Annotated in this window: 13 protein-coding genes; 5 read left to right on the forward strand and 8 right to left on the reverse strand. The window is 41.8% G+C overall.

The genetic code is table 11. The features are described 5' to 3' along the window. The 3 genes from DFP82_RS00580 to DFP82_RS00590 form a co-directional block, all read right to left on the reverse strand. Entirely contained in the window at positions 1–801 is an 801-nt protein-coding gene (locus tag DFP82_RS00580; RefSeq protein ID WP_181416207.1) for a transporter substrate-binding domain-containing protein, read from the reverse strand. A 384-nt stretch (positions 802–1,185) separates the two neighbouring features. Continuing rightward, the gene (locus DFP82_RS00585) at positions 1,186–1,983 is read right to left on the reverse strand and encodes an ABC transporter ATP-binding protein (RefSeq protein ID WP_110921791.1); all 798 of its coding nucleotides are present in this window, start codon (positions 1,981–1,983) and stop codon (positions 1,186–1,188) included. 419 nt (positions 1,984–2,402) lie between these two features. Beyond that, positions 2,403–2,720 carry a hypothetical protein gene (locus tag DFP82_RS00590; protein ID WP_110921792.1) on the reverse strand — a complete coding sequence of 106 codons (318 nt, stop codon included), beginning with the start codon at positions 2,718–2,720 and terminating at the stop codon, positions 2,403–2,405. A gap of 432 nt (positions 2,721–3,152) precedes the next feature. Here DFP82_RS00590 and DFP82_RS00595 point away from each other — a divergent pair, with 432 nt between their 5' ends. The 5 genes from DFP82_RS00595 (at position 3,153) to DFP82_RS00615 (ending at position 9,512) form a co-directional block, all read left to right on the forward strand. Then, a complete protein-coding gene (locus tag DFP82_RS00595) occupies positions 3,153–4,454 on the forward strand; it encodes a glutamate-5-semialdehyde dehydrogenase (protein WP_110921793.1) in 1,302 nt (433 codons plus the stop codon). 164 nt (positions 4,455–4,618) lie between these two features. Next, positions 4,619–5,398, forward strand: coding sequence for a ribonuclease domain-containing protein (locus DFP82_RS00600; RefSeq protein ID WP_110921794.1), 780 nt, complete (start codon positions 4,619–4,621; stop codon positions 5,396–5,398). A 1-nt stretch (position 5,399) separates the two neighbouring features. Beyond that, positions 5,400–5,756, forward strand: a complete 357-nt coding sequence (locus DFP82_RS00605) for a barstar family protein (RefSeq protein WP_110921795.1) — start codon at positions 5,400–5,402, stop codon at positions 5,754–5,756. Positions 5,757–5,846: 90 nt separating this feature from the next. Beyond that, the gene (locus tag DFP82_RS00610) at positions 5,847–7,121 is read left to right on the forward strand and encodes a sodium/glutamate symporter (protein ID WP_110921796.1); all 1,275 of its coding nucleotides are present in this window, start codon (positions 5,847–5,849) and stop codon (positions 7,119–7,121) included. A 309-nt stretch (positions 7,122–7,430) separates the two neighbouring features. Continuing rightward, entirely contained in the window at positions 7,431–9,512 is a 2,082-nt protein-coding gene (locus tag DFP82_RS00615; protein WP_110921797.1) for a WG repeat-containing protein, read from the forward strand. Between the two features lie 248 nt (positions 9,513–9,760). Here DFP82_RS00615 and DFP82_RS00620 read toward each other — a convergent pair whose 3' ends face one another. The 5 genes from DFP82_RS00620 to DFP82_RS00640 form a co-directional block, all read right to left on the reverse strand. Next, positions 9,761–11,296, reverse strand: a complete 1,536-nt coding sequence (locus DFP82_RS00620; protein ID WP_110921798.1) for an alanine/glycine:cation symporter family protein — start codon at positions 11,294–11,296, stop codon at positions 9,761–9,763. Between the two features lie 382 nt (positions 11,297–11,678). Continuing rightward, positions 11,679–12,425: a type 1 glutamine amidotransferase gene (locus DFP82_RS00625; RefSeq protein WP_110921799.1), complete on the reverse strand. Its 747-nt coding sequence runs from the start codon at positions 12,423–12,425 to the stop codon at positions 11,679–11,681. 106 nt (positions 12,426–12,531) lie between these two features. Next, positions 12,532–13,788: a serine hydroxymethyltransferase gene (gene glyA / locus DFP82_RS00630; RefSeq protein WP_110921800.1), complete on the reverse strand. Its 1,257-nt coding sequence runs from the start codon at positions 13,786–13,788 to the stop codon at positions 12,532–12,534. Positions 13,789–14,255: 467 nt separating this feature from the next. Continuing rightward, entirely contained in the window at positions 14,256–14,759 is a 504-nt protein-coding gene (locus DFP82_RS00635) for a chorismate--pyruvate lyase family protein (protein ID WP_110921801.1), read from the reverse strand. A 43-nt stretch (positions 14,760–14,802) separates the two neighbouring features. Further along, entirely contained in the window at positions 14,803–16,194 is a 1,392-nt protein-coding gene (locus DFP82_RS00640) for a GNAT family N-acetyltransferase (protein WP_110921802.1), read from the reverse strand. Between the last annotated feature and the right edge of the window lie 500 nt (positions 16,195–16,694).

Genomic DNA, 16,694 nt, shown 5'->3' on the forward strand with positions numbered 1-16,694 from the left:
TTATTGACCAAAGTTTGCTTGCTCAAGACGAGCCAGCTCACCGTTGCTACGGATTTCACTTAAGGCTTTATCAAAATCAGCTTTGAGTGCATCACCTTTACGGACAGCAATAGCAATATTGTCATTGTTATCAATTTCATCGCCAACGATACCGAAGCCTTCAGTATTATCCGCTAACCATGATTTGGCAGAAACTTTTTCAGCCAATACAGCATCACTACGACCAGATTTTAGATCCAAGTAAGCATTGTCATAGTTGTCATACAACTGCACGGTATTACCGTCTTTGCCTTCATAGTTATCTTGTAGATAAGCGCCAGGCGTGGTCGAACGTTGACCACCAAGGGTCAAGTCTTTGATCGACATAGGGTCAAAACCACCAGTGCTATCCGTCAACCATACCATTGTGTTGGCAAAGTAAGGCTCGCTGAAGTCTACTTTCTCTTGACGTTCAGGCGTAATCGACATACCTGCGATAACGGCATCATATTTCTGCGCCAATAGACCTGGAATAATACCGTCCCAATCTTGAGCTACGATTTCACATTTAACTTGCATCTGATCACATAAGGCATTGGCGACGTCAATATCGTAGCCTGCCAAAGTGCCGTCAGCATTGGTATAGTTAAAAGGAGGATAAGCACCTTCGGTAGCGATACGAATGGTTTTGCCAGCCGTTTCTGCTGCAGGGGCATCAGCATTGCTATCGGCGGCTTCATTAGAAGATTGACCACAAGCGCTCAACATCAATGCTGCAGTAACGGTCATCGACGACCACAATAGGCGAGAATTCGACATCATACATTCCTTAAATTCTGATGGGTTTTTAATGTAGGGTTCTGATATTTTGTTCTCTGACGTCCCTGTCAGACAAGCAATATAGACAGCAAAATAAACAAGTAGCCGTCATAGATGACCACCCGTAAGCCTTTTGATAATACCTGAGTAAAATATCAAAAACAAACGTTTTGCATACCGACTGTCATTAACGAGTAATAAACAGTCAACGATACTTACTAATCCGTAATTTTATATTTAAAACGACAATAGGATGGTAAGAGCCTTACCATCCTATTATTTTGAGTAGAGAATCAGAGCTTGCGAGAGCTGTTTGAGACAATGACTATTAAATACTTAGCTCTGATAAATATTTAGCTTTGATAAACATTTAGCTTTGATAAGTACTTAGTTTTGACGATGTGACGCCATAAAGTCTTTAACACGCTCAGAGGTAGGATTGTCAAAGACTTGCTCAGGGGTGCCAATCTCTTCAATCACACCTTGATGTAAGAATACTACTTTGCTTGATACTTCACGGGCAAAGCGCATCTCATGCGTGACGATAAGCATCGTGCGGCCTTCTTCTGCCAACTCACGCATCACAGCGAGTACTTCATTGACCAATTCAGGGTCTAGAGCAGAGGTTGGCTCATCGAACAGGAGCACTTGCGGCTGCATAGCCAATGCGCGTGCGATAGCCACACGCTGACGCTGACCACCAGACAAGTTCGCTGGATAAGCATCTTTCTTATCAAGTAGACCTACTTTATCTAGCAGTTTTTCAGCATCGCTAATGGCTTGGTCTTTTTTGATTTTTAAGACCTGCGTTGGCCCTTCGATGATGTTTTGCAAAATCGTTTTGTGTGGCCACAAGTTAAAATTCTGAAAAACGAAGCCAACACGCGCGCGCAAGCGTTCTAATTGCTTGATTTCTGCTGCTTGCAACTCACCTGATTTGGCAGGCTTTAACATGAGTTCATCGTTACCAATAATGATACGACCTTGATTGGGCTTTTCGAGCAAGTTAATGCAGCGCAATAAGGTGGATTTACCTGAGCCAGATGAGCCCAAAATTGAGATAACATCACCATCATATGCGGTAAGGGATACCCCTTTTAACACTGCCAATGAGCCATAGCTTTTATGGATGTCTTGTAAATCTAAGGCGATAGGCCGAGTCGGATTTTTTTCAATATCAAGCATGGTTCAGCAGACTTCCAATAAATATGAATGAAAATACGTAAAAAATCGTGGTATGGAGTATAAGTATCAACCCTAATAAGGTCGTGATACGCTTATAACTCGTCATACAAAGAGAAAAAGTGACACATTGTCTCTTATTACACAGTAAAAAGGCAAATCCTGCGTTTAAGCAATCTGCCACTCAGCATTTATAAACCACTGAATAGCTGACATAAAAAAGCTCAGACTGCATTTGCAGTGCTGAGCCTTATTTTATCACTTTCACGTACTAGGCGTTGTTTTATCTGTTTACCCACTTTCAATATCTAATGTGTATAAGTGATAGCTGCTTAACATGTCAAAAATCAATATGTCCAAACTCAGTACGTCGAGACTTAGCATGTCAAAATCTGGCATATCAAAACTTAGCACGTTAAAAATCAGTACGTCGAAACATGCTCTTCACTTTCAGTACCGTCTAACATCTCTGTATCATCGGCAGTTGCTACCGCTACATCGTCATTATCTCCCACTGCCATGCCATTATCGGCGCTAGCAACTGCAATATCATCACCATTACCTGCGATAGCCGCATCTTCCTCTACTGCCGTCTGTGCATCAGCCGCCGGCTCAGTTTCCATAGGTGCCTCATCTTTTTTACCACAAGCACTCAACGTCAATGCAGCTGCCACTAACCCTATCGTCAGCCAGCTTTTAGCCATTCCATTTTTTTCGATATTATCATTTGTAGTAGCCATAATAATGCTCCGCTCGTTATAGTTAATGCTTAGCTATCAATAAAAATTATCTGATTGATAGCGTTGTATTGATATTCGTAGAAACTCTAGTCTTAGCACTTACTATACTGACGATCGATCATCGCTACCTTAGTACTTACAACGCAGTTCTGTTAAAACCATGTAACGATGTATTTGATTTTTAACCAACCTTTAACAGTAGCCATATTAGAAACGCATGTGAATAAAACAAGAAGAAAATCAAAACAGTGCTCATAAACGCTTTATAAAACGGGCGCTGTTCACAAAATCAACTTTACTATCGCCCTCATCTGCTCTATGTTAAATAGCATAATGCTGGATAAGCATTCAAATGTCATTTTTTGCCAAACTTTCACCTTTTTGGGCGCTTTTATCTGTTTAAAACATTTATAGTTATAAGGAAAATAATTTATGAGTCAATCGAATACCACAGACATTACCGCATATATGCAATCTGTTGGCAAGCAAGCACGCGCAGCCTCACGCGCCCTCGCTGCTGCCAATACTGGTGATAAGAACGCTGCCCTCATGGCCATTCATGATGTATTAAAAGCCGCTAAGCCAGATATCCTAGCAGCCAATAAAATCGATATGGACAATGGTCGAAACAACGATTTAGATGCCGCATTACTTGATCGTCTGGAGCTAAATGATGCGCGCTTTGATGGCATGCTACAAGGTCTAAAAGACGTGGCATCATTGCCAGACCCTATCGGTGAAGTCACTGATATGACCTATCAGCCATCAGGGATTCATTTGGGTAAAATGCGTGTGCCTCTCGGCGTGGTCGGTATGATCTATGAGTCGCGTCCCAATGTAACGTTAGAAGCGGCTTCACTGGCGTTAAAATCAGGAAATGCCATTATTCTACGTGGTGGCTCTGAAGCTTTTGAATCCAACCAAGCGATTGCCAAATGTATCTTGGAAGGTCTGGAAAAGGTCAATCTATCTGGTCATAGCGTGCAGGTGTTACAAACTACTGATCGTGCCGCTGTCGGTGAGCTCATCACCATGACTGAATATGTCGACGTTATCGTACCACGTGGCGGCAAAGGCTTGATTGAGCGTATCAGTCGTGATGCCCGTGTGCCTGTGATTAAGCATTTAGATGGTAACTGCCACACCTTTATTGACAGTGATGCAGATGCCGACATCGCTATCAAAGTCAGCGTCAATGCAAAAACGCATCGCTACGGTACATGTAATACCATGGAGACACTATTGGTCGATGAGTCAGTCGCCGATGAGCTATTACCAAAAATTGCTGAAGCTATCATCGCTGCTGACGATGCCATGCAACTGCGCCTTGATGACAACTCACAAGCCATCCTAAATAACAATGCTGCGCTTAAAGGTCATCTATCAGCTGCCACTGCTGAAGATTGGGATACCGAATACCTTGCTCCTATCCTAGCGGTAAAAGTCGTGTCTGGAATTGATGAAGCGATTGAGCATATCAATACGCATGGCAGTCATCATACCGATGTCATCATTACGGATAACTATACCAAGTCGCAACGCTTCATCCGTGAAGTCGACTCGGCAAGCGTCATGATTAATGCCTCTAGCCGTTTCGCTGATGGTTTTGAATATGGATTGGGTGCCGAGATTGGTATCTCAACAGACAAGATTCATGCTCGTGGTCCTGTAGGCCTAGAAGGTCTGACCTCACAAAAATGGATCGTGTATGGCCACGGTGAGACACGCGCTTAACGGATAGCGTCTCAACCTAGCACTTATCTACTCACTTAAAGTATAATCCACAAAAAACGTCAGCTCCATTGCTGGCGTTTTTTTATTAGGGACGAATAGGTTGTAGAGACGGCGCAATCGTAATTTTGCACCATAACACAAACATGCGATAGGAAAGTAGGCTCATGCAAAGTGGTGAAATCAAACACTGGAATTCAGATAAAGGCTATGGCTTTATTGATGTCGATGATCAAAGTGAAGACGTATTTTTTCATATTAGCAAAGCGCGAATACCACAGCCGATAACGGTCGGACAAAGAGTCTACTTCAATAGTGCACGTAATGACAAAAATCAGTTGAGAGCAACCGAAGTAACCCCTGCTTCGCTCAGTATTCAAGAAAGTGGAAATACAGATACCGCTAAAAGCACGTCATACAATGCTAATCAGAACGATTCTAGGCAGAACAACTCCAATAATAACAATGCTAGCCGAAAAAATACTGGTCGCAATACTAGAAACCAGCATCAAAATAAAAAAAGCCCGCTGTCTACGCTATTTAGTCTCATCGCCATTATTGCGGTCGCGTTTTACTTCTTTGATGACTTACAGTCCACCTTCTTTGCTAGTAGCACAGAACCTACAACGATACCTCAAACGTACTCTGACAACTCAAATCCAGCATCTAACTCTGCAGTAACGGGTGATGCGCAAATAGATCAGACCATCATGCTGATCAAGCAAGGAGGACCATTTCCCTACCCTAATAAAGATGGCACGACGTTCTATAATCGTGAGGGACAGCTACCAACACAATCAAAAGGCTACTATCGTGAATATACCGTGCCAACCCCTGGCATATCACATCGCGGTGCAAGACGTATCGTCACGGGTGGCAATCCGCCAACTGTCTATTACTTAACCGTTGACCACTATGATAGCTTTCGCAGACTGGACGTAAAATAATATGAGCCAAGCCATACATTATATAGACAAGAATAGTAACCAAAACGCTACAGCACTAAGTGCTGGCATCCCGACACAGGCTGTTACCATAGCAGCGGACGAAGTACTAAATAAAAACACGTTATTAACAAATCTAGCCAATGCCTGTGATTTTCCCAGTTATTTTTCACACAATTGGGATAGTGCGTGGGATTGCTTAACAGATAGCGACGTGACACACCTAATGTTAGATCTAACATCGGTGAAAAAAATAGACACGGAAGATTTTAATGTCTTCAAAAGCATCATAGAAGATGCCTACACAGATTTTGGCAAGCCGCAATTGTGGGTGATCATGCCGTCTACGGATGACGCCTAGCCGATAAATCATCAAACAAGCCTGAATTCGAGATAAAGCCATATTTATCCCAAATTCAGGTTAATTTAGTTTTATAGAAAGGATTAACCTATGGAAATTACTTTAAATGGCTATTACACCCTAATCTTTGCCACCTTGGTACTATTGCTTGGACGATTTTTGGTCAAAAAAGTCAAGTTTTTAGAAGATTTTAATATTCCAGAACCAGTAGCAGGTGGTTTGATTGCTGCGGTCATTGTGTATGCTCTTAACTTTATTTGGGGCTACAGTTTTAATTTTCATCAAGGGTTACAAACAGCCACCATGCTGATGTTCTTTGCCTCTATCGGTCTGAGTGCTGATTTTGGTCGATTGAAAGCAGGTGGTACACCGTTACTGATTTTTACCATTGTGGTGTCGGTATTTATTATATTGCAAGACGTGGTTGGCGTGACAATGGCAAGCGCTTTAGGGCTGGATCCATTGCTCGGACTCGTCACAGGCTCTATCGCACTTACAGGCGGTCACGGTACGGCAGGCGCATGGGGCGCTGTATTAGAACAAGAGTATGGTGTGGTTGGTGCAACGACCCTCGGCATTGCTGTTGCCACGTATGGCTTGGTAGCAGGTGGTATCGTTGGTGGTCCTGTTGCGCGTCGATTGATTAATAAACTTGGCTTAAAACCGACACCAGCCAATGCAAACCCAAGTGACGTTGAAAAAGTGGCAGGTGCACAGTCCTTATACAGCACCAAACACAGCGAAAACGATGATGATGGTACTCAGGAAATGTTTGAAAAGCCTGATAACATTCGTCTGATTACCGCATCATCAACCATTGAAACCTTGGCGCTATTTGCTGGTGCATTGGCATTTGCTGATTTGATGACGATAGTTGCTGAAGGCACCTCGTTTGAGCTACCTACCTTTGTATGGGCACTGGCAGGCGGTGTGATTCTGCGTAATTCATTAACCATGATTTTTAACTTTGATATGTTTGATCGTGCCATTGATGTGATTGGTAATGCATCATTAAGCTTATTTCTAGCTATGGCGCTGTTGTCATTAAAACTATGGGAATTAACAGATTTGGCAGGCCCTGTATTAGTCATCTTACTGGTACAAACGTTTGTGATGATTCTATACGTTTACTTCGTCACCTTTAAAGTGATGGGCAAAAACTACGACGCGGCTGTGCTATCGGCAGGTCATTGCGGTTTTGGTATGGGTGCAACGCCAACGGCGATTGCTAATATGCAGGCAGTTACGGATCGCTATCTACCCTCGCCTAAAGCATTTTTGATTGTACCGATGGTTGGTGCTTTCTTTGTTGATATCGTTAATGCGACGGTATTGCAGATATTTACGAAATTGCCGTTTATGTAGGTTACTTGGTAAAAGGTTAGACTGAATTGATGTGAATAAGCCCCGATTATATTTTTATAATCGGGGCTTTTACTTTCTGTATTTTGACGTTACTTATTGGAGCCAATACCAAGCCCAAATTTTCAACCTTTCCTCAATACCAAAATTCCCCTACAAAAATTACTCTAGATGGCATCTCTTCATTTAAAAATGGTGATAAGTTGTAGTAAAGCCAAACATGCAAATGAATTAGATATGCCTATATATTTCTCTAGACTTAATTTAGTCGTCCATTTATTATCAAACTAATGACGACTATTGCAAATTCTTATGAATTCAAACCTTATTCTATCTAAATTACCTATCGTCCTCGCTCTAGCGACAGTGTTCTGCGCAGTGCCAACGTGGGCAGATGACTCATCTATAGAGATATGTCAGAAACCTCCTGTAGCAGGCTACGATAGTGTTGATTGCTTAAGCGAAGGACTTGCTGTCGTTATACGCTCTACCTTTGAACGTCCATATTTTTATCACAAACATGGTTATATTGATACCTCAGGTCAAATCGTTGTGCCACTAAAATATGATAAGGCTAGATCTTTTCAAGAAGGACTCGCAGCTGTTGCGACGTCTCGCCCATTAGCAAATGTTGCCACGATATATAAGTGGGGGTTTATCAATAAAAATGGTGAACTTATTGCTCCACTACAATATGAAAATGTTAAATCTTTTTCTGAAGGTTTAGCCATGGTTGAGAAAAACAGTAGTAGCGGGTTTATCAATAAAACTGGAGAGGAAGTCATCTCACTACAATATAGTCAAGCTAGCTCTTTTTCTGAAGGCGTGGCAAGCGTTCAAAAAGGTGATAAATGGGGGTTTATTAATAGAGCTGGAGAGATTGTTATCCCTATCCAGTATGACTATGCAAACTCTTTTTCTGAAGAATTAGCCCTCGTCGAAAAAGACGGCAAGTATGGTTTTATCAATAGGCAGGGTGATGAAGTTATCCCTCTACAATATGGCTATGCAACCTCTTTTAATGAGGGTTTAGCCAGCGTATCAATGACAGAATACTATCCATCATCAGAGGATAATTATGGATTTATTGATAAGAAAGGAGATTTTGTCATTCCAGAGCAGTATGATCATGCTTATGCCTTTGATAACGGTGTAGCTCGGGTGATCAAAGGAGACAAATGGAGTCTAATCGACCCAAGTGGCAATAGAGTCACTTCTACAAAATACAGTGCTATTGAAAATTTTAATGAAGGGCTAGCCCGCGTTGAGAAGGATGATAGATTTGGCTTTATTAATAGATCAGGATATGAGGTCATACCTACAGAATACGATTATATGGAGAGCTTCGATCAAGGATTAGTCATCGTCACTAGAGAAGAAAAAGAAGGTGTTATAAATAATGTAGGAAAAGTCATTGTGCCCGTGCAGTTTGACCATATCTCCTACACTGCCGACGGTATCATACATGTCTCTCAAGCAGATAAACATGGATTCATCGATAGATCAGGTACTGTTATTTCACCCCTACAGTACGATGAGGCCAGTGTATTTATTGATGGTTTAGCACGGGTTAAAAAAGACGGCAAATATGGCTTTATTGATAGAACTGGCAACGCTGTTATTCCTTTGCAATACGAGGCTGCCTTAGACTTTAATGAAGGCCTTGCTGCAGTTACCAAAAACGGTAAATCAGGTTTTATAGATAATACAGGAGCTATCATAATCCCTCTACAGTACGATGATGCTTGGCATTTTGATAAAGGCTTATTGGCAGTTGATACAGAAGATATGATGGGAATCATCGACAAAACTGGACAAGTCGTCATTCCCTTAGAATACGATAACATTGATAACTTTAAAGAAGGTTTGGCTTCAGCCCAAAAAGAAGGCTTATGGGGCTTTATTGATACTGGAAATAAAACCGTTGTTCCCTTTAAGTACGATAAGGTTGAGCCTTTTGTTAGTGATATGGCTCTCGTTACCAAAAGCAATAAGGTAGGTTTAGTAGGCTTGGTAGGCTTGGTAGATAAACTGGGTAAAGAGGTTGTGCCAGTACAGTTTAATGATCTTAAGTTTCTAGATTTAACGTATATTAATTTTTTGGATATCGATACAGATGTTGCTATTACGCTTAAATTAGAAGATGAGCAAGGTAACCTTATAGCTTTAGCAGACAACAAAGCAAAATTTTCAGAGGATAGTGTATGGTCTTTTACAGAAGACATTACCAGTGTGAAACAAGACGCGCAGTTAGGGTATCTCGATAATAATATCGCTATTATTCCGCAGAACCAAGGTGCTATAAAACCTTTCAATAAAGGCATTATCCTAATAAAAAAAGACGGTAATCAATTTTACATTGATACAGAACGCGCATTGGCCGAAAAGAAGTGAGCAAGTAGTACGCTTTTTTACAACGATTAATTTACGATAGGCTTATTTTTTATTGGGTAGATTATAGGCAAACTCTCGTTTAGAGTTGAGATTGAATACAACGCATATTCAGGTATTTAATAGTGCAACGCCTCTATCTAGCTACTGATAGAGATTTGACAAATACTAGCCATCGAAAAGCCCGCCAAGACTAATCTTGGCGGGCTTTTTTAATTATCAAGTTATAATAAAGTGTTCAATCAAACTCATTATTTATACTTTTTAATTTCACCACTTTTCACACGAGCTATGAAAGAATTAACCTCTTTTTTCACAATTGGCATCAAGAAGTATAGACCGATGATGTTAAAGATCGCCATAGCGAACAGAGCCGCATCTGAGAAGTCGATAACAAAGCTAAACTGTACGATGGTACCGATAACAACGAAGACTAAGAAGATAAGTTTGTATATCATCTCGCCGCCTTTACCTTCGCCAAAGAGGTAAGTCCAAGCTTTTAGACCATAATATGACCATGAGATCATCGTTGAAAAAGCAAACAATAATACCGCGACAGCTAGGAAATACTGGAAGATAGGCGCCGTTTCCATAAAGGCAGCACGGGTTAGATCCACACCAGTAAGCGCTTGGGTTTGCAAGTTTGCGACAGTGTTCACCCCAGAGATAGTAATAACGAGCGCCGTCATAGTACAGATAACAACCGTATCAATGAAAGGCTCTAGCAGCGCTACTAAACCTTCAGTAGCAGGCTCTTTCGTTTTTACCGCTGAGTGAGCAATAGCGGCTGAACCAACACCTGCTTCGTTAGAGAAAGTTGCACGTTTTAAACCTTGAATTAACGCGCCAATAAAGCCACCAGCCACGCCAGCACCAGTGAAGGCACCCGTGAAAATCTCGCCAAACGCAGCGCCGATATGATTAAAGTTTGCAACCAGTACGATGACACTCATTGTGATATACAATAAAGCCATAAAAGGCACGACTTTTTCGGTAACGGTTGCAATGCGCGGCATACCACCAATGATAACCATACCGACCAAAAACGCTAAGCCAATACCAAAGAATATACTGTAATCCGTTGGAATGCTAAAAGTAGAGCTCATAACTGCAAAGGCTTGGTTACCCTGAAACATGTTACCAGCACCAAAGGTCGCCAATATACACATAAGGGCAAAACCGACGGCTAACACCTTACCAAATCCACCCATACCACGTTCAGCCATACCGCGGCTCAAGTAATACATAGGTCCACCTGATACGGCACCAGAAGGCAGGATCGTACGGTATTTAACACCTAACGTACACTCTACAAACTTGGTCGCCATACCGAACAGACCAACCATGATCATCCAAAAGGTAGCACCAGGTCCACCAATGGCGAGTGCTGCACCGACACCAGCAATATTACCAAGACCAACCGTACCTGACAAAGCAGTGGCTAGTGCTTGAAAATGGCTAACCTCGCCTTCTTCTTTGACAGCAGGGTTTGGATCAGTATATTTGCCTCTGACAATATCTAAAGACAGGCCTATATGACGAAATTGAATAAAACCAAAATAAAAGGTAAAGACTAATGCGGCAACTAATAACCAACCTACAATTAGTGGAAAGCTTACTTCACCAAGAGGTACTGAAAAGAAAATAAGATCGACGAACCAGCCAAATATATTGGCCATAAAGCCATCAAGGCCAGCACCAAATGCTGCTAAACCTGATTGTTCTTCTGCTTGCGCAAGAGTAGTACTAAGTAATAGGATCGTTGCGACTAAATATTGTTTTTTCATATAAATTCCTTTAGTGAAAATAATATTTATATAATCATTTACAGCGATACTGATACAAAGTGTAATTATTTATTATACTTTGTATCAGTATTATTACTAAATGTTCAATGTCGACTATATACTAATAATTTTATATAAACAAAAACATTTGCATATTTTTCTCAATTAAACATCAACTTAGCACTTTAAAGCTGACAGCCAGAATCAGTCAGGCTCACTATATTATCAATAAATGTCGGTAGCTATTCTTAGTATAAACAACAGACCTAAGTATCATTGAAAGGGCGAAATGACAATCTCAACACAGGTTTGCGTTACATTCTCTACTTTTCTGAAATTTTAATCCTTTCATTTATACCGGACTTTTATCGTCTACAAACCCTTAACCATACTTCACTAGATTATCTAGCATTGTAGAAAGCCATGCATTGTTATCTGCAATATACGTGTCCCCTAGCTCGATAATTTCATCCCCCGCTTGAACTGTGTGAGGATAGTCAGTCATGGCGTCTTGTATATAATCCTGCCCATGCATCACCATATCCACCATACTATTTTTAGTCACTTCAAAATGACATTGCCAACCAAGCACCCACGTACCTAACTCTTTATGTTTTGGCGTTTGATAGATAAAACCTTGATTGTCCCAAGCGTTTGATTTTGCAATTGCAGTCGCACCTTGAGGACACTCAAAACCATCGCCATGCCAATGAAAAACCGTAAACTCTTGCTTTGGTAAATCTTTTAGTAGCTGATGCTCTAGCCCTTGTTTGGTTAGTTGAATTGGCATCCAACCAACCTCTTTTATACCTGATGGAGCAACTTTTGCCCCCAAACTATCGGCTATTAACTGCGCCCCTAAGCAAACACCAACTACTGTTTTTCCTTCTTTGATACTTTGCTGAATGAAGGCCTTCTCATCCGCTAGCCATTGAAAGTCAGCTTCATCATGAATGCTCATTGGCCCGCCCATAATAATCAACCAATCAAAACTGTCTTGAGAAGGCAATGAATAGTTTTCGTAAAAGCGAGTGACAGCAATGCTATGACCTTGATTATCTGCCCACTGTTTAATATAGCTAAGTTCTTCAAAATCAACATGGTACAGGGCATGAATACGTAGCGTCATCGAATTATCCTTTTATTAAAAAAGAAAAACCGCCTAGCAAAAGCTAAGCGGTTTTTTATTTGTACAACTCTGAATCAGAGCTGGCTAAATCAGTACGGATTTGAGCTTACTGGTTTTTTTCGTAAACTGGCAATTCTGCACAGATCGCTTCTACTTTACCGCGTACTTCAGTAGCAACCGCTTCATCACCACGGCTGTCTAGTACGTCACAGATCCAACCTGCCAACTCGCCTGCTTGTGCTTCATTGAAGCCGCGAGTAGTAATGGCTGGTGTACCGATACGGATACCAGACGTTACGAACGGAGATTTTGGATCGTTTGGTACGGCATTTTTGTTCACAGTGATGTGAGCTTCGCCAAGCCATTTGTCCGCTTCTTTACCCGTCATTTCTTGCTTAACTAGGCTGATCAGCATTAGATGGTTTTCAGTACCGCCAGAGATAACTTCGTAGCCGCGATCTTGAACGACTTTTGCCATCGCTTTAGCATTTTTAACCACTTGCTGCTGATAAGTAGAGAAGTTGGCTTCTAACGCTTCTTTGAAGCAAACCGCTTTAGCAGCGATAACATGCATCAATGGGCCACCTTGGTTGCCCGGGAATACCGCAGAGTTTAGTTTCTTAGCAAGTACTTCATCACGTGCCAAAATCATACCTGAGCGTGGGCCACGTAGGGTTTTGTGCGTGGTAGTCGTAACCACATCAGCGAAAGGTACTGGGTTTGGATAAACACCACCAGCAACTAGGCCTGCAACGTGAGCCATATCGACTAACAGGTAAGCGCCTACTTCGTCCGCGATGTCACGGAAACGCTGCCAATCAACTACTTGCGAATATGCCGAAAAACCAGCAATAATCATTTTAGGCTTGTGCTCACGTGCTAGAGCGTCTACTTGGTCATAATCAATAAGACCAGTACCATCTACTAATCCGTACTGTACGGCATTGTAGTTCAGGCCTGAAAAGTTGATGTGCGCGCCATGAGTCAAGTGACCACCAGCATCTAGGCTCATGCCCAATACCGTGTCATTTGCTTCTAGCAATGCTAAAAATACAGCTGAGTTTGCTTGGCTACCAGAATGTGGTTGAACGTTCACATACTCTGCACCGAACAATTCTTTAGCACGGTCAATAGCCAGTTGCTCTACAACGTCCACATGCTCACAACCACCATAATAACGCTTACCAGGATAGCCTTCAGCGTATTTGTTGGTTAGGTCAGTACCTTGCGCTTCCATCACTGCTTGTGAGCAGTAGTTTTCAGAAGCAATAAGCTCAATGTGATTTTCTTGACGAACGCTTTCTGCGGCCATCGCTTCAGCAAGTACTGGATCAAAACTTTGAAGAGAGATATTTTTAAACATATTTAATGTCCTAAGTAGTGACTGTCATTGAAAAAATGTCATTTAAAAGAAGCTTATAGCCTGCCCACAATAAAACAACTACTGCATCAACGTCGCTAGAAGTACGCGTGATACCTCTGCACTTTTTTTCAGCAATCTATCGTTTTTCGGCAATCTGTTTTATGGCATGACCATTATTGTGAATGGGGTCTATTAGCAGAGATTAAAATAAGAATAAATGCAGGCGAGTGGCCCGCCATGAAGTTGTCCAATTCGGCAATAAATTCGATACACGTATGCACCGATATCATCGCTAAAGATTAAGTGTAACATGAAAATTTGTGCTGCGAACGCAAAAAAACCTCACCTTAAGATGAGGGAATTAAATGACCATATAACACAGATAAATAGCCAATAAAATAAAGGATTTACCTGCTATGAATTCTTGGCAACAGGCCGTTTTACACGTATATAAGCATAAAATATTTTTAACAGTCGCTAGATAAAAATGCAGGAAGGAACGTTTCACTGATCATTAGCGTACGACCATACCAATCATAACGGGTTTGCCGTTGCCAACCTGTGGCAGTTTGCTGAATAAATCGCTGATTAGGTAATGTTCGGCTGCGCTTGAATAGCACATAACCGATGGGTGTGCCTTTGAGCTGTTGTAGACGGCGGGCGCGGCCTTTTAGACTGGATAGCGGAAAGATACTTTGTGCATCTACCCATGGTAATTCATCATTGCCATAAAGCTGTACCTCACGCACCCAAGCCAACATCGGACGATTAAGCGCAGCACCCTGCAGGCCCAATTGCTGCTTTTGTATCAGAGACAGCTGCTGATAGCCCTCAAAACTGCGCTCTACACGCAAGGGCTGCCCTGCTTTTACTTCCAACATAGCAGTGAGAGAGCCTTTGGCGTTGAGCCACGATAGTAGCTCACTAGGAGGTGACATATTGCTAAAACAAGACGTTTGAGTACTGGACATAGTTAACGGCTAATTGTGAAGTATTAAATAGGAAAGGCTGATACTAATGGTTCGTATCAAACTCTGGCATATTGTCCGCATTAAATGGCAAGGCCTCAAATGCCTGCTGACGATATTGCGCCATATGCTCACGGTCTTTGCGACAAAAATCTGCAATCGCGGGTACAAAACGTGGATCATAGATACGGTGCAGCGAGTGCGTCGTGGTCGGGATAAAACCACGAATCAGTTTATGCTCCCCTTGCGTACCCGGATCAAAATACGTCAGACCTTGCTCAATGGCAAACTCGATACCCTGATAGTAGCACAGCTCAAAGTGTAAACTGTCATACTCACCTAGCGCCCCCCAATAGCGCCCATATAAGGTCGCATTCTCATCAACATCACCATTGTCGCTATCAGCATTATCGTACAAGAACAGACTGCTAGCAATGATTTCGCCATTATCATTTAATGCTTGGGCGAGCATCAAATGCTCAGGCATGCTCTGTGCTAATGCCATAAAAAAATCTATCGTTAGATAAGGCTGTTGACCACGCACTGCATACGTCATCACATAACAATGATAAAACGCTTTCCAATCGGCATCGGTAATATCCGCCCCACACTTACGCTGACAGCTTATATTTTGCTCAGCAACTTTGCGACGCTCAGCACGGATCGTTTTACGTTTTTTGGCTTTTAGCGTCATTAGAAATGCATCAAAATCTGCGAATGGCTGACTGTCTTGCAGCAAGTCTTTATTTTGCCACAAGAACTGACAGCCTTGACGCTCCAATATGGGCATCTCAATTTCGGTTGGCTCTAAACCATTATCTTGGGCTGCTAACGTCTGTTCTATATCGATATCTGTCGGCAGCGCTGCGGTCGCGACAGAGGCAAGCTCAGGCGTGACAAACAGTCCATGCCAGCTAGATGCACCTACTTGTTGAGCAATATCATCAACACCTGCGATAGCTGTTTTTATAATATCTTCGTTTAAGGTTTCACCTGTGGCCAACCACAAGCGCTGACCCGTAATCGGTGTATAAGGAACGCTGCTGACCAATCGCGGATAATAATCAATGCCATAGCGTGCATAGGCTTCTGCCCATGCATGATCAAACACAAACTCACCGCGATGATGACCCTTTATAAATACGGGTAATACCGCAACAGGATGCAATGCACTTCCTTCTATACCGTCTATTGCATTGCCATTGCTGTCTTCTTTGTCGTTGCTGTCTTCTTTGTCGTTGCTGTCGCCGCTATCAGCATAATCGGCGACACGATGTACCAAGATAAATATTGGCAACCAACCTGCCTGCTCACCTATCGCACCCGTGTCTGCCAGCGCCTGCCAAAAGGCAAATGACATAAAAGGCGTATCTGGTGTTTGCCAGTCTGCTTGGTTCTGCCAACTGGTATCATTAATCAGCGCATACTCTAAACTCATACTGTTTGTCATTATTATAGTCGCTATATATTTATCGATAACCGATTGATTAGTGACCTAGCCTAGCAAATTTTTGATAGTTTGCTGTCACAATTTGCAAAAATTCATCTATATGCAATAAAAAACCACCTACTATAATAGAGGTGGCTATGTTTTATAATGATGCTTACTATCCTATTCTCCATCTCAATATAAAAGCTCAAGAAAAGACAGTAGTTGCATGGAAAAGATGATATCGAAGCTGATGACTGGTAGAATAAGGTTGTTATTAGCTTAATATAATTCAGATACATAGGATATGAGCGAAAACAGTATACTTAGTTCATTATACAAGATTGACATCATAGCCGATTTATAGTGGATTAACTATAATATGAAGTCAGCAGTTCACCTTCAAGCCCTTTTGTATAGGCAGTCAAAGCATCGTACTGTTTTAAGAGGCCTGTTTGATGAACGCTAATAGACGTGCGTAAAAGAAAAATTTAAATGGTCTTCAATAT

This window comes from Psychrobacter fozii, from assembly GCF_003217155.1.
Classification (GTDB): domain Bacteria; phylum Pseudomonadota; class Gammaproteobacteria; order Pseudomonadales; family Moraxellaceae; genus Psychrobacter; species Psychrobacter fozii.